21 protein-coding genes and 1 pseudogene are annotated in these 21,677 nt (G+C 40.6%); all 22 read right to left on the reverse strand.

Annotated elements, in window-relative coordinates; genetic code table 11:
- Positions 1-276: 276 nt before the first annotated feature.
- Positions 277-1,776, reverse strand: coding sequence for a lysine--tRNA ligase (gene lysS / locus V7127_RS23805; RefSeq protein WP_335490531.1), 1,500 nt, complete (start codon positions 1,774-1,776; stop codon positions 277-279).
- A gap of 195 nt (positions 1,777-1,971) precedes the next feature.
- Positions 1,972-2,973 (reverse strand): tRNA dihydrouridine synthase DusB, encoded by a 1,002-nt coding sequence (gene dusB, locus V7127_RS23810; RefSeq protein ID WP_335490495.1) that lies wholly within the window; start codon positions 2,971-2,973, stop codon positions 1,972-1,974.
- Positions 2,974-3,012: 39 nt separating this feature from the next.
- Positions 3,013-3,228, reverse strand: coding sequence for a helix-turn-helix domain-containing protein (locus tag V7127_RS23815; protein WP_335347185.1), 216 nt, complete (start codon positions 3,226-3,228; stop codon positions 3,013-3,015).
- Positions 3,180-3,707: a 2-amino-4-hydroxy-6-hydroxymethyldihydropteridine diphosphokinase gene (folK, locus tag V7127_RS23820; RefSeq protein ID WP_335354029.1), complete on the reverse strand. Its 528-nt coding sequence runs from the start codon at positions 3,705-3,707 to the stop codon at positions 3,180-3,182. The genes V7127_RS23815 and folK overlap by 49 nt, the downstream gene beginning before the upstream one ends.
- Positions 3,707-4,069, reverse strand: coding sequence for a dihydroneopterin aldolase (gene folB / locus V7127_RS23825; protein WP_335347187.1), 363 nt, complete (start codon positions 4,067-4,069; stop codon positions 3,707-3,709). The genes folK and folB overlap by 1 nt, the downstream gene beginning before the upstream one ends.
- Before the next feature lie 5 nt (positions 4,070-4,074).
- Positions 4,075-4,839: a dihydropteroate synthase gene (gene folP, locus V7127_RS23830; protein ID WP_335490534.1), complete on the reverse strand. Its 765-nt coding sequence runs from the start codon at positions 4,837-4,839 to the stop codon at positions 4,075-4,077.
- Between the two features lie 73 nt (positions 4,840-4,912).
- Positions 4,913-5,770 (reverse strand): aminodeoxychorismate lyase, encoded by an 858-nt coding sequence (gene pabC, locus V7127_RS23835; protein ID WP_335490498.1) that lies wholly within the window; start codon positions 5,768-5,770, stop codon positions 4,913-4,915.
- Positions 5,771-5,782: 12 nt separating this feature from the next.
- Positions 5,783-6,355, reverse strand: a complete 573-nt coding sequence (gene pabA / locus V7127_RS23840; RefSeq protein ID WP_335347189.1) for an aminodeoxychorismate/anthranilate synthase component II — start codon at positions 6,353-6,355, stop codon at positions 5,783-5,785.
- Positions 6,352-7,767 (reverse strand): anthranilate synthase component I family protein, encoded by a 1,416-nt coding sequence (locus V7127_RS23845; RefSeq protein ID WP_335490501.1) that lies wholly within the window; start codon positions 7,765-7,767, stop codon positions 6,352-6,354. Before V7127_RS23845 ends, pabA begins: the two co-directional genes overlap by 4 nt.
- Before the next feature lie 107 nt (positions 7,768-7,874).
- Positions 7,875-8,804: a cysteine synthase A gene (cysK, locus tag V7127_RS23850; RefSeq protein ID WP_335490504.1), complete on the reverse strand. Its 930-nt coding sequence runs from the start codon at positions 8,802-8,804 to the stop codon at positions 7,875-7,877.
- Positions 8,805-9,038: 234 nt separating this feature from the next.
- The gene (locus tag V7127_RS23855; RefSeq protein ID WP_335490507.1) at positions 9,039-9,935 is read right to left on the reverse strand and encodes a peptidyl-prolyl cis-trans isomerase; all 897 of its coding nucleotides are present in this window, start codon (positions 9,933-9,935) and stop codon (positions 9,039-9,041) included.
- Between the two features lie 21 nt (positions 9,936-9,956).
- Entirely contained in the window at positions 9,957-10,835 is an 879-nt protein-coding gene (gene hslO / locus V7127_RS23860) for an Hsp33 family molecular chaperone HslO (RefSeq protein ID WP_335490510.1), read from the reverse strand.
- A gap of 38 nt (positions 10,836-10,873) precedes the next feature.
- The gene (locus tag V7127_RS23865; protein ID WP_335347194.1) at positions 10,874-11,650 is read right to left on the reverse strand and encodes a type III pantothenate kinase; all 777 of its coding nucleotides are present in this window, start codon (positions 11,648-11,650) and stop codon (positions 10,874-10,876) included.
- Positions 11,651-11,783: 133 nt separating this feature from the next.
- Entirely contained in the window at positions 11,784-13,778 is a 1,995-nt protein-coding gene (ftsH, locus tag V7127_RS23870) for an ATP-dependent zinc metalloprotease FtsH (protein ID WP_335490513.1), read from the reverse strand.
- Positions 13,779-13,919: 141 nt separating this feature from the next.
- On the reverse strand, positions 13,920-14,465 hold the full coding sequence (gene hpt / locus V7127_RS23875; RefSeq protein ID WP_335354028.1) for a hypoxanthine phosphoribosyltransferase: 546 nt from the start codon (positions 14,463-14,465) through the stop codon (positions 13,920-13,922).
- Positions 14,466-14,541: 76 nt separating this feature from the next.
- Positions 14,542-15,930 carry a tRNA lysidine(34) synthetase TilS gene (gene tilS / locus V7127_RS23880; RefSeq protein WP_335490516.1) on the reverse strand — a complete coding sequence of 463 codons (1,389 nt, stop codon included), beginning with the start codon at positions 15,928-15,930 and terminating at the stop codon, positions 14,542-14,544.
- A 61-nt stretch (positions 15,931-15,991) separates the two neighbouring features.
- Positions 15,992-16,984, reverse strand: coding sequence for a serine/threonine protein kinase (locus V7127_RS23885; RefSeq protein WP_335490519.1), 993 nt, complete (start codon positions 16,982-16,984; stop codon positions 15,992-15,994).
- Complete coding sequence (locus tag V7127_RS23890; protein WP_335490522.1) at positions 16,953-17,690, reverse strand: vWA domain-containing protein; 738 nt, start codon at positions 17,688-17,690, stop codon at positions 16,953-16,955. The genes V7127_RS23885 and V7127_RS23890 overlap by 32 nt, the downstream gene beginning before the upstream one ends.
- A gap of 91 nt (positions 17,691-17,781) precedes the next feature.
- Entirely contained in the window at positions 17,782-20,265 is a 2,484-nt protein-coding gene (gene spoIIE, locus V7127_RS23895; protein WP_335490525.1) for a stage II sporulation protein E, read from the reverse strand.
- 241 nt (positions 20,266-20,506) lie between these two features.
- Positions 20,507-20,983 (reverse strand): S1 domain-containing RNA-binding protein, encoded by a 477-nt coding sequence (locus V7127_RS23900; protein ID WP_335354027.1) that lies wholly within the window; start codon positions 20,981-20,983, stop codon positions 20,507-20,509.
- An 82-nt stretch (positions 20,984-21,065) separates the two neighbouring features.
- Positions 21,066-21,473, reverse strand: a complete 408-nt coding sequence (locus V7127_RS23905) for an FtsB family cell division protein (RefSeq protein WP_335490528.1) — start codon at positions 21,471-21,473, stop codon at positions 21,066-21,068.
- A 13-nt stretch (positions 21,474-21,486) separates the two neighbouring features.
- A pseudogene (locus V7127_RS23910) lies at positions 21,487-21,677 on the reverse strand (spore cortex biosynthesis protein YabQ); the annotation flags it as partial.

Genomic DNA, 21,677 nt, shown 5'->3' on the forward strand with positions numbered 1-21,677 from the left:
GTTTTCAAAGAACTATCATGTCGCTCATAGGCGACTTTTTAATAATAACAGATTCATCAAGCTGAGTCAACAACTTTTTTCATCTTTTTTCGATGTCGTTTGCGGCAACGGATATAAATATACCACCATAAATACTATTGTGCAATAGGTTTTTTAGTATTTTTTCGGATAATATTAAAGTAAAAATATTCATATTATTTTTACCCCGTAAACAAGGGCTTCCTTTAACAAAAAAGGCAAAGCACCTTTTTAGTGTGCCTTGCCTTTAGTATTTTATTAACGATGACGCATAAGTGGAAAAAGAAGTACATCTCTTATAGATGGAGAATTCGTTAATAACATAACGAGACGGTCAATCCCGATCCCTAATCCACCTGTTGGAGGCATACCATATTCTAATGCCTCAATAAAATCGTCATCCATCATGTGAGCTTCATCATTGCCCTGCTCACGCTCCTTAAGCTGTGCTTCGAAACGTTCTCTTTGATCGATTGGATCATTTAATTCTGTAAATGCATTCGCATGCTCGCGAGCGACAATGAACAGCTCAAAACGATCTGTAAATCTTGGGTCTTTTTCATTTTTCTTAGCAAGAGGCGAAATTTCTACTGGATGGCCGTAAATAAATGTTGGCTGAATTAACTTTTCTTCTACCTTTTGCTCAAAGAATTCATTTACAACGTGGCCATAAAGCATATGCTCCGTTACTTCAACTCCATGTTCCTTCGCCAAAGCATGAGCTTCATCAGCAGACATCTCTTTCCAGAAATCTACTCCTGTATATTCTTTAATGGCATCCACCATATGAAGTCTTTTCCACTCAGGCTTAAGGTCTACTTCATATTCACCATACTGAACAGTAGTTGTTCCAAGCACCTCTTGTGCAATATGTGCAATTAGGTTCTCTGTCAAACTCATAATATCGCGGTAATCAGCATAAGCTTCATATAGTTCAATCATCGTAAATTCAGGATTATGGCGAGTTGAAACCCCTTCGTTTCGGAAAACCCGGCCAATTTCATAAACCTTTTCTAATCCGCCAACAATTAGACGCTTTAAATGCAGCTCAATTGCAATTCTCATAAAGAGCTCCATATCTAATGCGTTGTGGTGAGTAATAAATGGACGAGCTGATGCACCGCCGGCAATGGAATGCATCATTGGTGTTTCAACCTCTAAATATCCTTGACTATCTAAGTAACGGCGCATAGATTGAATAATGCGGCTGCGCGCTACAAACGTCTTTTTACTTTCATCACTCATAATTAAATCTAAATAACGTTGGCGATAGCGCTGTTCAACATCCTTAAGTCCGTGGAACTTATCAGGAAGCGGACGTAAAGCTTTCGTTAAAAGCTCAAACGCTTGTACTTTTATAGAAAGCTCGCCTACTTTTGTTTTAAAAAGCGTACCCGATACTCCTACTAAATCTCCAAGATCAGCAGAATCGAAAATTTCATAACTCTCTTCTCCTACTGCATCAGTACGGACATAGATTTGAATTTGGCCAGTTAAGTCTTGAATATGCGCAAAACCTGCTTTACCTTTTCCGCGCTTTGTCATAATACGGCCAGCAATCGTTACTGAAATATTTTTTCCCTCTAAGTCTTCTTTTTCAAGTTCTCCATATTGATCGATTAAATCCTGAGACTGATGAGAACGCTCAAATCTTTTCCCAAATGGATCTAGCCCTTTCTCACGCAGGCTATTCATTTTTTCCCTTCTGACTATGAGTTGGTCATTTAATTCCTCATGATTCTGACTCACTTGTATCATCTCCAATTTGCAAATCTTTTTATGTAAAGCGTAAAACTGCTAAATAAAAGTCTTTATACTTTTATTATTTTACACAAAGTAAGCAGCACACACACCAATAATGTTTTTAAATAGAATAAAAACTGCCAGTTTATACACTGGCAGTCCTCTCTGTATCAAAAATATTATAGTTAAAGAAGCTAGTGATGTCAAACATTACCCAGCTTGTATTCGGCTATGCTCCTTCTCTTCTGCGTCTATAACAATCGCATTTAGCAAGGTAACAAGATCCTCTCTTGTTTCACATGTATTGATGGCGTTTCTTGCATTTGCGTTTCCGCGGATTCCTTTTAGGTACCATGCAGTATGCTTACGCATTTCACGAACAGCTATATTCTCATTTTTCAAAGCAATCAAGCGGTCAAGGTGAAGGATGCATACATCGATTTTTTCGCGCACACTTGGTTCTCCCATTAATTCTCCTGTTTCCAAATACTTAACGGTACGATAGATCATCCATGGATTTCCTAGTGCTGCCCGGCCGATCATGACTCCATCACAACCAGTTTCCTCAAGCATACGCTTTGCATCCTGAGGGGTCTGAACATCTCCATTTCCGATCAAAGGAATATTGAGGTTCTGCTTTACTTCACGAATGATATCCCAATTTGCTTTTCCCTCATACATTTGCACACGTGTACGTCCGTGAAGGGCAACTGCTTTTCCCCCGGCACTTTCAACGGCTTGAGCGTTGCGGACAGCGTAAATATGATCTTCATCCCAGCCCATACGCATCTTAACCGTAACCGGCTTTTCAACAGCATTTGTTACAGCCGAAACCATTTCATAAATTTTATCTGGGTCCAGCAGCCACTTTGCCCCAGCATCACATTTTGTGATTTTCGGAACAGGACAGCCCATATTAATATCTATAATATCAGCATTTGTATTTTTATCTACAAATTGAGCCGCTTCAATTAAGGTTTCCTTTTCTCCGCCGAAAATTTGCAAACTAAGCGGCTTTTCACGTTCATCTATATAAAGCATATTCATTGTCTTTTCGTTTTTAAAAACAATTCCTTTATCACTGACCATTTCGGCGCATACGAGTCCCGCGCCAAATTCTTTAACTGTCAAACGGAATGCCGAGTTGCATACTCCAGCCATTGGGGCAAGTACAACTCGATTTTTTAACTCAATGTCGCCAATTTTAAACAAATGACACAACCTCCTTTTAAAAAAATTCGCAGGTTACAATTACTCATTTTCCTCCGGAGGCGCTAAATCTCCAACGGTAATATTTAGCAAGCCGGCAATCCGCTCAATTAAATCCGGTGCAGGCATACGGTTTCCCCTTTCAATCTCACCAAGAATGGAAACAGATACACCTAACTCTTTTGCAAATCCTTCTTGTGTATAGCCTTTCAATTTTCGAAAAGCGCGAATTCGTCTTCCCCATTTATCTGCTTCCATATCCGTACTCCCTCTCTATCAGGAATTTCCTCTAAAGCATCTTGAAGAGGAATGTCCATCATCGGAAGCTTGATGCCGGAATAAATCTCTAAAAGAGGAATGATGACAAAGGCTCTCTCATGCATCCGAGGATGGGGAACAGTTAATTTCTCTGAAATAATATTCTCTTGATTATACAGCAAAATGTCAAGGTCAATCGTCCTAGGACCCCATCTAATATCCCTTTTTCTGCCAAGGCTTTTTTCAATTTCCATGCAGGTATTAAGTAATTCAAAAGGGCTTAAGTCCGTTTTCACTTGAATAACCATGTTCAAAAATTGATCTTGCTCTTCGTAGCCAACCGGATCTGTTTCGTAAATGGATGAAACATTTACCACCTTTACTCGCGGCACCGAATTAATACTTGCAATTGCATCTTTTAAGCTCTCAAACCGATCCCCGATGTTTGAGCCTAAAGCTATGTAAGCTTTATTATTCATTATCCCCTGCTCCTTGTAATTTCAACTGCTACCGATTCATAGTGGCCAGCTATAGGAGGGTCTGGCTTAATTACCCTTACATTCACCTGGGAAATAGCTTCAAAATGATTAAGCATTTCCCCGGCAATCTTTTCAGCTACAGCTTCTACAAGTTTAAAAGGCTTTCCTTCAACAATGTCCTTACAAACTTGATAAAGCTCAGCATAATTGATGGAGTCTTCAAGATTATCTGTTTCTCCAGCCCTTTTTAAATCTGCTTCTACCGTCAAATCTACAAAAAAACGCTGCCCAAGGCGGGTTTCCTCAGGAAAAACGCCATGGAAGCCATAAAAGGCCATTTTCGTTAAGGTGATTTTATCCATCGAGATCAGATCCCCTTCCCGACAAGTGCATCCATCATAACCGCCATTCGTTTCATTTCCTTAACGTCATGAATCCGGATAATCTGGCATCCTTTTTCAATTCCGTAACAAACGGTTGCACCAGTTCCTTCCAGCCTCTCTTCAACAGGCAAATCAAGAACCTTCCCTACCATAGATTTTCGGGATGTTCCTAATAGGACCGGGTAGCCTATTGACACAAGCTTATCCAGATTTTTCATCATTTCAAGGTCATAGGTTAATCCTTTCGCAAAACCAATCCCTGGATCTAAAATAATATTTTCATCCTTAACGCCTACATTTTTTACCAAGGTAATGCTTTCAAATAAATCATTTACAACATCTCGATAAAAATCAGTATAATCAATATTCTTTCGATTGTGCATTAATATAATGGGTACCTGCAAATCGGCAGCAACCCCGGCCATGTCGGGATCAGCCTTTGCCCCCCAAATATCATTAATAATGTGAGCGCCTGCTTTAATCGATTGCCTAGCCACTTCCGCTTTATACGTATCTATTGAAATTGGGACTTTAACTTCTTTTGAGATGGCCTCTATCACTGGGACGACCCTTTCCAGCTCTTCTTCCACTGTCACAGGATCAAAGCCTGGACGTGTTGACTCCCCGCCAATATCAATGATATCAGCCCCGTCCTTTACCATTTGAAAAGCGCGTTCGACCGCTTCATCCATGCGGTTAAACTTTCCCCCATCGGAGAAAGAATCAGGAGTCATATTTAAAATTCCCATAATAAGTGTTTTCTTGCTGTAATCTAATGTATAAGGTCCACATTGAATATTATTTTTCAAGAACAAAACCTCCTCAAACATCTTGTCTACTCCACAGCCTCGTGCATTGCTGCTCATAAAGCTTTTGGAGAGCCTTTACCTTTGCTCCCGATACTCCAGGCATTTCCTTCCCGTCAAACGAGGATATTGGAACAATTTCTTGGATGGAGTTCGTGACAAACATTTCGTCCGCCTCTAGAGCCTGATCTACTGTGAAAAAGCCCTCTTGAATATCCATCCCAATAGAATTGGCCATCTTGATAACAAACTGTCTTGTAATTCCGTTTAAAATGCCAGTTTCCACTGCCGGCGTGAAAAGAGTATGGTCCTTTATCCAAAACAGATTCGATACAACACCCTCAGCCAAGAATCCTTCCTTCGTTAGAAAAATCCCTTCATAATCTGGGGAATTGCCTATTTCTCTTTTTGCTAAAATATTATTTAAATAATGGTGTGATTTGAGCCTTTCAAATCCTTCGGGTGTATTACGCTTTAATCTCAGTGTCACTGCCATTTTCTCCTGCATCGGATTCCTTGGAGGAAGAGGCTTTGCAAAAATAATCAAATTGGGGTGGTCATATGGTTCTGTTTGCAGCCCGATCTCACCTATCCCCGAAGATAAATTTAATCGAAAATACGCATCTTCTAATTTATTCTCCTTTAGAAGGAGCTGAAGTGCCTGTACGATTTCCTCACATGTATATTGAACGTTAATATTCAACACCTTTAAACTATTGTTCAACCGTTCCATATGGTCGTTCAATAAAAATGGATGACCGTTATATGTTCTAAACGTTTCAAACAAGCCCATCCCATACAGAAAGCCATGGTCGAATGGAGAAATAAGCGCCTCTTCCTTCCGAACCAACTCGCCATTCATATATAAATACAATTTCCACTCCCCCTATCTGCCATAAGAGTGAAGGAAGTTCTTTAGTAAATCCTTACCTGCCGTCGTCATAATTGACTCCGGATGGAATTGCACACCCTCAACAGGAAGCTCTTTATGTCGGACAGCCATTATTTCTCCCTCAGAGGTCCATGCAGACACTTCTAAGCATGAAGGAAGGGTTTCCTTTTTAACGATTAAGGAATGGTACCTAGTTGCTGGAAATGGATTAGGCAAACCTTCAAAAATGGTTTTTCCATCATGATAAATTTCAGAGGTTTTCCCGTGCATGAGCTTTTCAGCCTGAACAACTTCCCCGCCAAATACCTGTGCAATCGATTGGTGCCCTAGACATACGCCGAATACTGGGATCTTGCCAGCAAAGGACTCAATCGCTTCTAAGCTTATACCCGCCTCATTCGGACTGCATGGGCCTGGTGAGATCATCAGAAACTTTGGCTTCAGCTGATCGATCCCTTCAATGGTGATTTCATCGTTTCTTTTCACGAGTAATTCCTCGCCAATCTCACCAAGATATTGAACAAGGTTATACGTAAATGAATCATAATTATCAATCATCAGAATCATTTTGGTGCACCTGCTTCCTGTTCAGCCATTTCTTTCGCTTTCCAAAGGGCAATGGCTTTTTTCAAGGATTCTTCATATTCATTTTTGGGATTTGAATCAATAACTATTCCTGCACCTGCTTGTACATGTGCTTTTCCTTCTTTAACAATCATCGTGCGGATGATGATATTCAGTTCAACATCCCCGTTAAAATTAATCCATCCTAATGAACCTGTATATGGTCCTCTTGTTACAGGTTCCAGTTCCTCAATAATTTCCATCGTCCTAATTTTCGGAGCACCCGTAATCGTTCCTCCGGGGAATACAGCATCTATTAAGTCAAAGCCATCCTTGCCTTCAGCAAGCTCTCCTCTGACATTCGAAACGATGTGCATGACGTGGGAATATTTTTCGATGACCATGAATTCATTTACTTCAACAGAACCGAACGCGCATACACGCCCTAGGTCATTTCTTTCCAAGTCGACAAGCATCACATGCTCAGCCCGCTCTTTCTCATTTTCAATTAGTTCATTCGCAAGTTTCATATCCTCCGCCTCATCTCTGCCCCGAGAACGAGTACCAGCGATTGGACGAGTGCTTACTTCCTGATTCTTTTTCTTAATTAATAATTCAGGCGAACCGCTGACAAGCTGGTACTCAGGCGTGTGAAAATAGCCCATATACGGAGATGGATTGAGCACCCTTAGCTGATCATAAACATCAATGCCCTCGACCCGTATTGGCCGGCTTTGACGAACAGAGAGGTTTACTTGGAAAACATCTCCCTGAGAGATATAATCCTGCACTTTTTCAACAGCTTGAATAAATTCCCCTTCACTTACGGAAACTTCAAGCTGATCATCTACATTCCGAGGCTTGTTCTTGAGTAATGAAGGGTATTCTTTCGTCCAAAGGGACTCCCATTCTTTCGCTTTCTTTTCCAATGATTGCTCATCTTCATTATCCCCATACAAAAACATGATCCATAAAACATTATGTACTTTATCAAACACAAACCATTCTTTAAAAGTTAGGAAATGGATGTCAGGAATTTGCAGATCATCCTCCGCGATATTCGGCAAACGCTCAATGTAACGGCCATAATCATAGCTGATCAAACCAATGGCTCCACCTTGGAAGTCAGGCAGCCCATCTACTCTTTCAACCTCGTACTGGCTCATCCAATCTTTCAGTAAGTGCAGGGGATTGCCTTCTAGCACCTGTTTTCCATCTGATTGGATCACTTCTAATTTCGATTGCTTCCCGATTAGCACGGCATCAGGGTCAAACGCAGCGATGCTGTATTGACCCCCTCTCCCGCTTTCCAATATGACATGATGCTGCTTACCTTCAGCAAGATGCCGGTATTGCGTAAAAAATAAATCAAAAGAAAAAGGGATTTTTTTTGCGTGTATGTTGAATTTTTTCACAGGATTTTCACCTCTACATATTTATCTTTTTCCATCATACATGAAGATTGCTTAGAGGAAAAACAAAAAAAAGCAACAGCTAAGACTAAGCTATTGCTTTATGTTAATTATTCTGTTTCAAATTGATAAAGCGGTGTACTTAAATAACGTTCCCCGTTACTCGGAAGGATGGCAAGAACCTTCTTTCCTTTACCTAGCTCCTTCGCTACCTTTAACGCAGCGGAGATAGCAGCTCCTGAGGAAATTCCGCCAAGAATTCCTTCTTCCTTCGCTGCAAGACGTGCATATTCAAATGCCTCATCATTCGAAATCTTAAGGACTTCATCATAGATTTCCGTATTAAGAACCTTCGGAACAAACCCAGCACCAATTCCTTGGATTTTATGCGGACCAGGCTTTCCACCTGAGAGAACCGGTGAATCAGTTGGTTCAACTGCATAAATTTTAATATTATCATATTTTTCACGAAGTACGCTGCCCGCACCAGTGATCGTTCCACCCGTACCGATACCTGAAATAAAGGCATCAAGCTGATCACCCATCTGCTCGACAATTTCTTTCCCTGTTGTACGGCGATGAATTTCTGGGTTGGACGGATTTTCGAATTGCTGAGGCATAAAATACCCGTGCTCTTTCGCTAGTTCATCAGCCTTTCGGATAGCCCCATTCATTCCTTCAGGTCCTGGAGTTAACACTAAATCTGCACCATAGGCACGAAGAAGATTACGGCGCTCCATACTCATTGTTTCTGGCATGACGAGTATAGCCTTATAGCCTTTTGCAGCTGCAATCATCGCAAGACCAATTCCAGTGTTGCCGCTCGTAGGCTCAATAATGGTTGAACCTTCCTTCAAGGCGCCACTTTCTTCTGCCGCTTCAATCATGGCTAAGGCGATACGATCCTTTACACTGCTTCCAGGGTTCATATATTCTAATTTGACATACACATCTGCACTATTTTCATCTACAAGTCGATTAAGCTTAACAATCGGTGTTTGACCTACTAGTTCTGCAATTGAATTTGCTAAACGAGGCATTTTCCCCACTCCTTAATCCGAGTATATTTATTGGTTTAATTAAAATTTAATACTTATAAGCGTTCATGTCAAATGTTTTCTATGAAAAAAGGCTGATTTTTACATAATTTCATACTTTCGCCTATTCTTCTATAAACTATCCTTCTTCATCACAAATCATGCCTGTATCCTAAGATTATATTTTCCGCAGAAAAAAGATGACTCAGCTCGTCCTGAGTCATCTCTAAAGGTATTCTAATGTGCTTCTGTTTTCCCATAAAACCATTCTACATCTAATTCATTCCAAAGAGGCCTTGCAGAAACAGGAGTATCCATTTGTTCTAAGGCAATTTGTCGGCGGATTTGGTCTTTCACTTCCTTATAGGAGTATTCTTTTCCTCTGACATGCTCATGAAGCATGACAATGGCATAACCGTCATCCATCTTAATTGCCTTGCTCCAACTGCCTGGCTTAAGGTTTTTAATCTCATCAATAAAGGATTTCGAATAGCGTTCAGTATCCTCGTTAATATACCCGGCATCCCCGCCAAAATTAGCTGTGAATTCATCAATCGAGCGCTCCATCGCCAGTACAGAAAAGCTAGAGCCCTGATCCAATTCCTTTATAGTCTGGTCCGCCTCTTTCTTTGTTTTGACAATGATTTGAGAAATATGATAGGAGTCAAGCAAGTTAAATTGGCTTTTATTTTTTTCGTAATAACTTTTTATTTCTTTTTCCGAGATTTTTGCATCTCTTGTTAAAAGTTCTTCAAGCATAAGACTGCTTTTTATTTGCTGTCTCCATTTATTCTCGTCAGACGCTTGATAGCCGCCAGAAGACCCGTACATCGTTTTGAACATATTTAATTCACGTTCAACTGCTTTATCTGATATGTTAACGGCGTACTTTTTCCCGGCTGTTTCAATCACCTTTTGGTCAATAAGCTCTTTTAAAACCTCTTTCCCATATCGTGATTCCATTTCACTTAGCCAATCCTGCCGAGTAATCTTCTCTTTACCAATGGTCGCCACGGTTTCATGATTTCCTGAGCTGCCTTTTGCAAGAAAAAGAGCAATCGTTAAGCAATTTAGCAAAATTAGTCCAACAATAATGAAACGCAACTTATCCTTCTTCAGCCTCTCCCTCTTCAATTCATTCTCCTCCAAAGCCGTCTAATCTGCTTCTCGTTTTAATCCCTCTAATTCATCCTTTGAATAATGATATATTTCATTGCAGAAATGGCATTGTGCTTCTGCTTTTCCTTCTTTATCGATCATATCCTGTATTTCCTCAGCGCCTAAACTAGTGATAACATTTCCAAATCTCTCTTTTGAACATGTGCAAGTAAAGGATACAGGCAGTTTTTCTAGAATTTTAATATTTTCTTTTCCTAAAAGCTCTTCCAACAACTCCTCAGGCGTTAAACCCTGCTCAATTAGCTTAGATACTGGAGGAATCGTTTTTAATCTATTTTCAATTTGACTAATCGTCTCGTCTTCCGTTCCAGGCATTAGCTGCACAATAAATCCGCCTGCAGCAAGGATCGTGTTGTCTGGATTTACTAGAACGCCTACCCCAACGGATGATGGTGTTTGCTCTGAGGTGACGAAGTAATACGTGAAATCTTCTCCTAATTCACCTGAGACAATCGGAACCTGACCTGAAAAATTTTCTTTCATTCCGATATCCTTGATAACCGTTAATGACCCCGTAGTGCCGACCGCGCGGCGGACATCAAGCTTGCCCTGTTCATTTAAGTCAAAATGGGTTTGCGGATGAGTCGCATACCCACGCACCTCACCCCTGGAATTACTATCTACTAAAATGGGGCCGATTGGGCCGCCGCCTTCAATTTTAATAGTGATTTTCTCTTCACCTTTTAACATAGCTCCCATCATCACACCTGCGGACATAGCCCTGCCTAGTGCGGCAGATGCAGTCGGCCATGTCTTATGCCGTCTTTGAGCTTCTCCAATCGTCTCTGTCGTACGAACGGCATATGCGCGAACTTGTCCATTATATGCAATTGCTTTTACTAAATAATCACTCATTTGTAAGCCCCTTTCTGTTGCTTTAACACACTGTTCTTTTATTTTGCCGTTTCCATATTACGCTTATAAATCAGCTGTAGCCCTTTTAGTGTTAAAAATGGATCAACGATATCAATAGCGGCTGATTCTTTCGCAATTAACCCTGCTAATCCTCCAGTAGCAATTACCGTAGGGCTTTCTTTTGCCTGTTCTTTTATCCTTTTTACAATTCCCTCTACTTGGCCAACATAACCAAATAAAATTCCTGCTTGCATCGCAGAAACGGTATTCTTCCCAATAATGCCCTCAGGACGGGCAATTTCAATTCGAGGAAGCTTGGCTGCTCTCGAATATAGGGCCTCCGTTGAAATGCCAATACCAGGGGCAATTGCACCGCCCATGTATTGTTTCTTTTCGTTAATATAACAGTAGGTTGTAGCCGTGCCAAAATCGACAATAATGAGCGGGCTGCCATAATCATGAATCGCTGCAACAGCATTCACAATTCGATCCGCTCCAACCTCTCTTGGGTTTTCATATTTAATATTTAAACCGGTCTTGATTCCAGGGCCAACAATCAGCGGTTTGATATGAAAGTACTTTTCACACATTCGCTCAAGAGCTGTCATGATTGGCGGGACAACAGAGGAAATGATGATTCCATTTATATCGGCAAACGTTAGGTTTACATGTTCAAACAGGGATTTTATCACAATCCCGTATTCATCTTCTGTTTTATGCCGGTTTGTCTCTATTCGCCAATGGTATTTCAGCTCGTCCCCATCATATACACCTAATACCATATTCGTGTTCCCTATATCAAAAACAAATATCAATTTTCTCACCACTTTTATATTTGAGTTTTAAGTTGCTATTAACAGCATTTTCACTGAAAACATCATAACATAACTTGAATGGGATGGTGTAATGAGAAATAAAAAAGCGCCCAAAGCGGGCGCTTTTGCCAGACTATTCTTTTTTATCTTCGCCAATTGCAGGTGGGTCTTCCATTTCCGCAGGCGATGAATTTTCTCTTGTCTCTTGGATCTCTCCAGTAACCGCATTGTCCTCTTTATTGACGTTAATATTTACTTTAACGTCATTTGAAGATGATTCATCTTCCTTAGAGACAGGGCGATCCGGCAGTGTTCCATGATCCATTAAATGCTTAATTTGCTCTGCATCAAGCGTTTCAACCTCAAGCAGGGTATTGGCAATCAGATCTAGCTTCTTGCGATTTTCTGTAAGAACCTTTCTTGCCTTTTCATAGCTTTCTTTAATAATACGCTGAATTTCTAAGTCAATTTCATAGGCAATGGCATCAGAATAGTTCTGATCGTTGTTGAAATCTCTTCCTAAGAATACTTGGCCGCCTTGTGATTGACCGAATTGCAGCGGACCAAGCTTATCGCTCATTCCAAACTCAGTCACCATTCTGCGCGCAATCCCTGTTGCACGCTGGAAGTCGTTATGGGCTCCAGTACTTACTTCACCGAATACAATTTCTTCAGCGACACGTCCGCCGAGCAATCCGACAATTTTGTCAAGAAGCTCTGGCTTCGTCATGAAGAAACGGTCTTCTTTTGGAAGCATAACGGCATATCCGCCAGCCTGGCCACGAGGGACAATAGTAACCTTATGAACCATTTCTGCATCCTCAAGCACAACACCAGTTACAACATGGCCAGCTTCATGAAACGCAACAATATTTCTTTCCTTTTTCGAAATAACTTTGCTTTTCTTAGCAGGACCGGCAATGACACGATCTGTCGCCTCATCAATATCTAACATATCGATCTTTTTCTTATTTGAACGAGCTGCTACAAGTGCGGCTTCGTTTAATAAATTCTCTAAATCTGCACCAGAAAAGCCTGGTGTGCGTTGTGCAATAGCCTTTAGGTTCACTGAGTCATCTAAAGGTTTATTTCTAGCATGCACTTTAAGAACAGCTTCTCTACCCTTAACATCAGGGCGGTCCACTGTGATTTGGCGGTCAAAGCGTCCTGGACGAAGTAAGGCTGGGTCCAAGATATCTGGACGGTTTGTCGCTGCAACGATAATAATCCCTTCATTTGCACCGAATCCATCCATTTCAACTAGTAACTGGTTAAGCGTTTGTTCACGTTCATCATGACCGCCGCCAAGTCCTGCGCCACGCTGACGACCAACCGCATCAATTTCATCAATAAAGATAATACATGGTGCATTCTTTTTCGCATTTTCAAATAAATCACGGACACGTGAAGCACCGACCCCGACAAACATTTCAACGAAGTCTGATCCGCTAATGGAGAAGAACGGTGTTCCTGCTTCACCTGCAACAGCACGTGCAAGTAACGTTTTACCAGTTCCTGGAGGACCAACTAACAGAACCCCTTTAGGAATTCTTGCGCCTAATTCAGAGAACTTTCTAGGGTCCTTCAAGAATTCAACAACTTCTACAAGCTCCTGTTTTTCCTCATCTGCGCCCGCAACATCTTTAAAGCGGACTTTCTTCTTACTCTCATCATAAAGCTTTGCTTTACTTTTACCGAAATTCATCACACGGCTGCCACCACCCTGTGCTTGGTTCAGCAAGAAGAAGAATAAAATGAAGATGATGATAAATGGAATAATGGACGTGAAAAATGTGACCCAGCCGCTCGTTTCCTTCGCTGGCTGAAAATCTACTTCCGATTTCTGCGCAAGTGCATCAATACGGTCAAGGATATTATCACTATTCACCACGTAAGTTAGGAAGTACTTCCCTTTTTCATAGCCTTCAAGCTGGCCTCTTACTTCATAAACGCCTCTTTCCGGCTGCATGGTAATAGACGTTATTTCTCCACTTTCTAAGTAAGTAACAAATTTATCGTAAGAAATTTGTTCAGTCGGCTCATTATTGCCGTTAAAAAAGCTGACAACACCTATAATGACTAAAAATATCAATAAATAAAAGATGGTGTTCCGGAAGATCCGATTCATCCCTTACCTCCTCCCACGGTTAACAAACTATAATGTATAGTAGCATAGTGAATTGCGACAATTCAAGGAATTACCCTTCATAAGACTGGAAAAATTCTAGAAGTAAATAAAGCATCCTCATTATTAACTTGATTTTTCTGCTTAATTGTTGTTACTATATATTTCCGGCTTAAGAACGCCAATATATGGCAGGTTACGATACTTTTCAGCATAGTCCAAACCATAGCCTACGACAAATTCATCAGGAACAATAAAGCCAACATAATCTGCATGAAGATCGGCTTTTCGTCCTGTTGGTTTATCAAGTAAAGTGACAATTTTAATGGACTTTGCCTTACGGTAGCGGAATAAATCAACTAAGTAGCTTAAAGTTAAGCCGCTATCGATAATATCTTCAATAATTAGAATGTCCCTGCCTTCAACTGAAGTATCCAAATCCTTTACAATTTTGACCTCTCCCGAAGAAATAGTGGAATTCCCGTAGCTGGAAACATCCATAAAGTCCATTTCTAAATAAGTGTCCATACGCTTTAACAGATCACCCATAAAAGGCATTGCCCCTTTTAAAATGCCAATGGCAAGAGGAAAGCGATCCTTGTACTCCTCTGTAAGCTCTGCGGCAAGGGCTTTTATTTTTTCCTGAATTTCTTCTTCTGAAATTAGTACCTTTTCAATATCATTTTTCATCTTTCGTGAGCCCCCTAGAAGTTCATTGCTTGTAATAAAATGTAATTCTATACTTACTGTCATACATTCATCAAAATCATTTTTCCATATAAGATAAAAGGATATAACTAGAATCAGGATGGTAACCGATGGAATATTGAGATTCCTTTATCCCTGGTATCCACAGGATTTCACCTTTGCTATCCGTTACAATCGGCCAAGTATTTCGCTCCGTCAACGGCATCTTCTTATCAATAAAAATGTCCTTAACCTTCTTCGACCCCTGCATACCTTTCAATGTCATACGGTCTCCATTTTCTCTAGTACGAATAACAATCGGCAAGGAGATGGAGTTCCGATCTAATAGAAGGGTGTGAGGCTTTAAGCTCCCATCTGAACCATAGGTATATTCAAATGCGATACTGCTGCCGTTAGGCAAGCTAACTTTTCCGGGTTCAGCTATTTCAAAACGATAAGATTGTACAGGATGAGAACGAAATAGAAAATGACATCTTTCGTATGAACGTACAATATTCAAACCGCTTGGGAAATGAAGGGTTCCGGATGGATGAGGACTGCTCATTAATGAAAAAACATTTTCTGTATGTAATGCAGATAGAGATGCAGGTTTTTTCTTATAAAGATAGTTTAATATTAGTTGAATACCTCTCCTTTGTAAAGGCATTGGCATTGCTTGAAAGTCCTTTATATTCAGGATTATTTCCTGAGCAGATTTCTTTTCCATTACTTTATTCATTTTTTGGACAGTTAATTCCTGCAAAAAAAACTCATCGCTTTGAATTTCTTCACTAAAACGCTGAAAATGCTCGTGAACCTGGGGATTTTCCTTTCTAAGGAAAGGCATAATTTCCTTACGAAAGCGGTTTCGGCTGTAAATCCCCTTTTCATTGCTAGGATCTCGTCGCGGGTCCAAATCATGCTCCAGACAATACATTTCTATTTGCCATCTATTTAGACATAAAAAGGGGCGGAGGATTTGCCCATTGCCAAAGGGCCTAAAAAAAGCTATTCCTGCCCTAGCTTCCCCCGAACTTCCTCTTGTTAGCCTCATAAGAATAGTTTCAACCTGATCATCTCCGTGGTGGCCTAAAACGAGATAATCTGTTTTATGCTTACTCATTACTTTTTCAAAAAAGCGGTATCTGCACTCTCTTGCTGCAATCTGTGAGCTTTTTCCTGTTTCTTGTATGTATTGCGGAACATTCACCTGTTCCATTTCAAACGGAATCTTTCTCGCTTCGCAAAACTGCTGAACGAATTTTGCTTCTGCTAATGATTCATCTCCTCTAAACATGTGATCAACATGAGCAGCGATAATTTGAAGATTAAACTGATCTTTTTTGCTCCATAAATAGTGAAGAAGGGCCAATGAATCAGGCCCGCCTGAAACCCCTATCAAAAGCTTCTTATTGTCCAGCTCCAAGCCTTTACGCTGAAGAAATGCTCTTACTTTGGCATCTAGCATATGATTCTTCCTTCTTGATTTTACTTACAGCATAACATTTTCACGATGTTCTTTTCAAAAATTACACTAATTGTCCATATATATAAATGACATATAAAAGGGAAATGATTAGAAAGATTAGAATGGTTTCCAGAACGCCTCCCCTCTTTTTCTTCCTTATATAGGATTGACGACTAACTGTAGTATTATTTGTTTGTACTTGTGTTTGCTTCCTTTGCGGGGCTCTATTTACTTTTTGAGGCTTTGGTTCTGGCTGCTGGTTCAGTTGTAAAATGGATTGTCGCATTTCTTCTGCTGAAGTAAACTTCCCCTGTAGAGCATGTAAGATAACGCCTTCGAATTTCAAAAGCTCTTTCTTTTGCCTCACCATAAAAATGAGCTGTTTCAAATCTCCTGATGTTTTGTGAAACCTTTTCGGATAGGCAATATTTATTAGAATCATCGCAACTGCGAAAAGATCATAGGCAGGATCAGCCTTTCTTGAACCAAGCCCCCAATACCCCCGATCAAAAAACTCCGTAAATTCCTTAATGGCCCTCCCCTGTATCGTTGTGCCGCCAACATCGATACAACGAATTCTAGGCGGCGGTCCTGTTACAATTAAGTTTTCTGGTTTAAGGTCGCCAAATACCCATCCGCTTTCGTGTAGCTTATGTAAATCACTTAAGAGCTGGAGAACGACAACCTCTGTCCAGGATGGCCCCTTTTCCTGAATAAACGTTAAAAGATCTGGTCCTTCGATGTATTCCATTACATAAAAAGATATTTGCCTGCCTTTCCATATCCAATCATCGACATCAAGCAAAGAAGGTCCAAGGGCGGAGCCTGGGACCTTTGCAAAGGATTTTAGTACATTTACCTCTGATGTTACGGACATTCCGTTATCACTCATTTTTAATGCAACTCGCTGACCTCCGGAATTAGCTAAAAACACGATGCCATTTGCCCCGTAACCAAGCTCCTTTAAAATCGTATACCGATTGTGATGCCACTTTCCTTCGATCACCGTGCCAAGTTTAAGTTTAAATTGATTCTTCAAAGAATGATTCATCATCACGGGAAAGCAGACTCCTTAATGAGCGTTTTTTCTTGAATTGAGATAAAGCTTCGCGTATGGCAGGGCCAGTCGGGGTAATGCCGCCTGTTGTTAATTTCCCGAAAATACTTGTTAGGGCACCTAGATTAGGGGACCAATCCAGAAGCTTTTCGACTTCCTTCTTTTTCCCCGGAAATACGAAGACTGAAAAACGATTTTCTCCAGAACGTGCATTCAGGCTTAACGATAAATCTAGCAATGCTTCCTTTACGGTAGGGAGCTTATGTGCCATACTAGCGCTCGTATCCACTAAAACAAGCACCTCAAGCTCAACGGTTTCTCCAAGCTCATCGACAACCTCCATGACCTCGCCTCTTTGATCAGGCGGAAGATCCTCAACTGTTTTCGCTCCCCCAAGAATTTGCTGCAATTCACGGTTTACAACTCCTTGAAGTGTTTGTGTCATCGCTTTCCTCGTAACCATTTGGACCGTTTGGGAAAGCTGCTTGGCATAGACAATCTGACTGATGCCTCCTCCTGACATGGCAATCCCTTCAATTTCACTCATGCTCTTTTCATCTATTACGTCTTTTTCCATAACTCCAATGACATTTACTGTAATTCCTTGCTCTTTTGCCAGGGCAGCCATCGCCATCGGATCCTCGCCTTGGTTAGAGCATCCATCAGTTATCAGTAATATTTGCTTTAACGTACCGGTTTTCATAAAGGTCTCCCCTCCATTTTTAAATCTATCTCCATTTTCGTCTCTAAGGAGGGGAATTATACATATTTTCGGATGATTTAGGTTAAATTAACTAATTGGCTTTTTTACGTAATGCATGGACAGGAATACTTGTCCATTTTGGCGTATTATGTTTAATTTTGGCTACAACTACTGTCATGTCGTCTTCAATGTGTCCGGATCTTGATCGGATGACCTCCTCCATAATCAAATCAGCTACGTCCTGCGGATTCTCCGTTTTTAACTCGCTTATTTTTCTCTTCATCCACAAGTCGAAGTTTTCTACATGCTTCGGCCCTTCAAAGATTCCATCACTCATCATCACTAATAGATCACCGGCCTTTAGCTGCTCACTCACAACATCTACTTCAAACTCTTGAAATATGCCCATTGGGAGATTACTAGCTTCGACCTTTAGAATTTTAGATCCTCGTTTAATAAAGCTTGGGGTGGAGCCTATTTTGAGAAATTCAACTCCCGCGTTTTGGAGATCAATCATCGCTAAGTCTAAGGTTGAGAATATTTCATCTGTTGTTCGCAAGGTTAAGACAGAGTTGACTGATTTAATCGCCACCTTTTCCTCAATGCCTGATTGCAGGATTTTTTGTAAAAGCTGAAGCGTTTCTTTGCTTTCTATATGCGCCCGCTCTCCATTGCCCATTCCATCACTAATGGCTATCGCAAATTTCCCGCAGCCCAATTCGATCGTAGAGTAGCTGTCACCTGAGATAAACCCTCCGTCTTTTGCAGCATGCGCAACCCCCGTTTCCACCGTAAACGCCTTCGCTGATCGAAAAGTAACATGGCAAAACCCATTCGGATAAGTGGAACATTCCTCCGAATTCACAACAATCGATTCTCCCAAAATATCTGAAAGCATCGGAGCAATCAGCTTCTCACACTCCCCGTGCCCTTGGCAGTATGGGATGGTCATATCAATATCGACATTTCTTTGTTCAAGGCTGTAAATCTCAACTTGTTCTATATGGATCCCAAAATCCTGTAAAGCCTCTAAAATAAGCTCCTCCTGCTTATGATGATTTTCCCGCTCTCTTTGAATTTCCTTTGCAAAATCCCCCATCACCTCTGAAACACCGCGTAATTGATCGGCAACTAGCTTTCTGCTTTCCTGAACCTGCTTCTTAAGCTTTTGATTTGCATAGTAAAAGGTGAGCTCTTGCTGGATTGTTTCTGTCACTTTCTTCGACCTTGTACAATGCTTCTCCCATTCTCTTGAAAGTCGTGGTGAAAGTTCGCCATGATTTTCATCCAAATCATTCATAATCTCTTCCATATAGGCATATGTTGTATCAAAGTTTCTTGTCCAGCAATGGTCCTTTTTAAAGCACGATTGACACGTCTTACTTGTTACATTGCTTAAAAAGTAATCAAGCTCCCGGTTGGATTTATCTTCTTCCCATTCGGTCGGCTCATCATAGGATGAAAAGCTTTTTGAAAGCGCTTGAAAGACATTTGAAAATTGAGCCACCCTTTGAGCAGTAACATCACGCATTTTCCGTATATACTGCTGCTGTTCAGCGGCATACTCAGGTGTACCTGGAATACTCTTTGCGAGCTTGGTTGACAATGCTTGAGGGGTTAGAAGGAACAGGAAAATAGCAGCAGACGTTTCCAAAACTGTTTTTAGTAGATTACTGCTTTCTTCTCCATACATCCCAATTAATAGTGTAGCAATCAACAATCCAGCGGCAACGCCTATTTTTCTCCCTTCTTTTAATAGACCTCCAAGAAGGCCCGCAAACGCAAGCAAGCTCATATGATAGAAGCTGGAAACATTCGCAAGGCTGAAGATTAAGCCTGTTACTACTCCGACTGTCGACCCTACAGTTGCTCCGGCAACAAAGGCAAAAAGCAGGACTAGATATCTCGACATAATATGTTCAACAGAAAGATCGTAGACCGTCCAGCCAATCGTACCCGTCATAACGGAAGCGAGCATAATGATTAAGCAGACAATTTCTTCTGTTTTCAATGATTGCCGGCGTTTGCTTATCGATAAAAGCGGAATGCTTTGGATAAAAATAAGTGTGAGGATGAAGCCAAGGCTTGCTTCCACCCCTGCCATCATTCCGTCATAGACGGTCAGCGTTTTTGTTAAAATAAAATCCTCTAATAGTTTTCCGCCTAACAATGTAAGGAATACAAAAAATGGCAATGCTCGCATTTCATTATGAAGCCACTTTTTTGCTATTCGAAAGACAAATAGAAACATAAAGGTAATTCCAAAAGCGGAAGCCGCATTTGGGATAGAAATCGTAGCAGCACCAGCAATTAATCCAACTAATGCGAGGGGGGCTTTATCCCTTCGAATGAAATAAACCGCAGCAAAAAACGGGAGACTAAAAGGAGTAAGCTTGGCCAAAATTAACGCTCTGCCAAGTAAAAAACCAATCAACAACAGAAGATAGCCCTTTTTGAAGAAAAAGGTTTCCATCCCTAACTGAAATTTATTCAATCCCTTTGCGAATTCCAATTTTGGTCTGTCTAAATTTACTTCTCCGATCGGCTCGACTAAATTCCTTTCTACCTTTTCCATTTTATTACACTCCCCATCCTTTATCGTATTGCTTATTATAAATTCAATGGGGCTAGAAGTTTGTCAAAAAAGCGGACAGGCTTCTATTTTTCGTTCGACTCATTTCCCCGTAAAGCACAAAAAGGAAACAAAATGTTCTATAAAAGCATAAAAAAGACAAGTCCTTTACGACTTGTCTTGAATGGGAATCATAAACGTTCAACCCTGCAAAATTAAAAATATATATCAACTAAGCAGCAAGTTAACCTCGTCTAGCGCCTCTTCCCCCACGCTTCGATTCAGTATTACGTTTTAATGATGACAGACGATCTTCACTATCCTTTAAGAAACGAGCCATTTTAGATTCGAAATTTTCTCTTGATGGACGATTATCGTTTGCTCTGCCTTGACGTGGACGTTGAGAATGTGAATGTCCTCTAGACTCTCTTCTTTCGCCTCTTTCAGGTCTTTCCGGTCTATCTGGTCTATCTGGTCTTTCAGGCCGATCCTTTGCCTTTTTAATGGAAAGACCGATCTTTCCATCCTTTTCGACATTAATAACTTTCACTTCGACCTGGTCGCCAACTTTAAGGTGATCATTAATGTCCTTCACATAATTGTCAGCGACCTCGCTAATGTGCACCAGACCTGTTGAGCCTTCCGGTAACTCCACAAACGCTCCGAAATTTGTAATTCCTGTTACCTTTCCTTGTAACTTGCTGCCCACTTCGATTGACATAAAAAGAAATTGCCTCCTTGAAAGATATAAAAATACTTACTACATATTATACCGAACTTAAGAAAAGAGTTCAATACAAGGGCTAATTAGAAGTTGAATCCTTTTTTTCCTCTTTTTCCTTTAACTCCGGCAAATTAAAAATGACCTCATTGTTATCCGAAAGGAAGTAATCCTTTCTAGCAAGCTTGGCTATGTATTCATCATCATTCAGCTTGACAATTTCCTCCTCAAGGGCCATTTCCTTTTTCTCTAATAAAGCCAATTCCTGTTCTAGCTTCTGTTTCTCCACTGTCTTTGCTTCGATCGATGAGGATTGCGAAACGAGCGTGGATATCATGAAAAAGGATAGAGCGATGGCACCCGTGAAGAAGACTGTTAATCTTCTATATAAGAGTCGTCTCTTCCTTCCAGCATGAATTTCTTCGGCCTCCTGCTGCTTGACATAGCTTGTATGAATTTTGGCTACATTTCTTTTCTTGATAGCCCCCATTTCGCACCCCTCCTTACTTTTTATATTTTTTCAGGATTGTTATCCACTTAGTTAAATGATTCTTTATCTTTCGTAAAACTCCTGCCATTCTATTATAAATCTTCTCGACTGATTTTTTAAGACCTTTCGGCAAAACTTTCCAAAATAATAACAAAAGCCACTTGAATGGGAGAAGAATAATCTTACATATGAATAAAATAATCC

Origin of the sequence: Bacillus sp. JJ1773, from assembly GCF_036962035.1 — a bacterium.
GTDB lineage: Bacteria > Bacillota > Bacilli > Bacillales > Cytobacillaceae > Cytobacillus.

Excerpts from the sequence above, each read along its gene's own strand:
- folB (WP_335347187.1), bottom strand. The coding sequence starts at position 4,069 with ATGGATAAAATCACCTTAACGAAAATGGCCTTTTATGGCTTCCATGGC.
- tilS (WP_335490516.1), bottom strand. The coding sequence starts at position 15,930 with ATGCTAGATGCCAAAGTAAGAGCATTTCTTCAGCGTAAAGGCTTGGAG.
- spoIIE (WP_335490525.1), bottom strand. The coding sequence starts at position 20,265 with ATGGAAAAGGTAGAAAGGAATTTAGTCGAGCCGATCGGAGAAGTAAAT.
- folP (WP_335490534.1), bottom strand. The coding sequence starts at position 4,839 with ATGGGAATTTTAAATATGACTCCTGATTCTTTCTCCGATGGGGGAAAG.
- cysK (WP_335490504.1), bottom strand. The coding sequence starts at position 8,804 with ATGCCTCGTTTAGCAAATTCAATTGCAGAACTAGTAGGTCAAACACCG.
- pabA (WP_335347189.1), bottom strand. The coding sequence starts at position 6,355 with ATGATTCTGATGATTGATAATTATGATTCATTTACGTATAACCTTGTT.
- V7127_RS23885 (WP_335490519.1), bottom strand. The coding sequence starts at position 16,984 with ATGATGAATCATTCTTTGAAGAATCAATTTAAACTTAAACTTGGCACG.
- hslO (WP_335490510.1), bottom strand. The coding sequence starts at position 10,835 with ATGAGTGATTATTTAGTAAAAGCAATTGCATATAATGGACAAGTTCGC.
- folK (WP_335354029.1), bottom strand. The coding sequence starts at position 3,707 with ATGAATAATAAAGCTTACATAGCTTTAGGCTCAAACATCGGGGATCGG.
- V7127_RS23905 (WP_335490528.1), bottom strand. The coding sequence starts at position 21,473 with ATGGGGGCTATCAAGAAAAGAAATGTAGCCAAAATTCATACAAGCTAT.
- hpt (WP_335354028.1), bottom strand. The coding sequence starts at position 14,465 with ATGAAAAATGATATTGAAAAGGTACTAATTTCAGAAGAAGAAATTCAG.
- V7127_RS23815 (WP_335347185.1), bottom strand. The coding sequence starts at position 3,228 with ATGGAAGCAGATAAATGGGGAAGACGAATTCGCGCTTTTCGAAAATTG.
- V7127_RS23900 (WP_335354027.1), bottom strand. The coding sequence starts at position 20,983 with ATGTCAATCGAAGTGGGCAGCAAGTTACAAGGAAAGGTAACAGGAATT.
- lysS (WP_335490531.1), bottom strand. The coding sequence starts at position 1,776 with ATGATACAAGTGAGTCAGAATCATGAGGAATTAAATGACCAACTCATA.
- ftsH (WP_335490513.1), bottom strand. The coding sequence starts at position 13,778 with ATGAATCGGATCTTCCGGAACACCATCTTTTATTTATTGATATTTTTA.
- V7127_RS23890 (WP_335490522.1), bottom strand. The coding sequence starts at position 17,690 with ATGAAAACCGGTACGTTAAAGCAAATATTACTGATAACTGATGGATGC.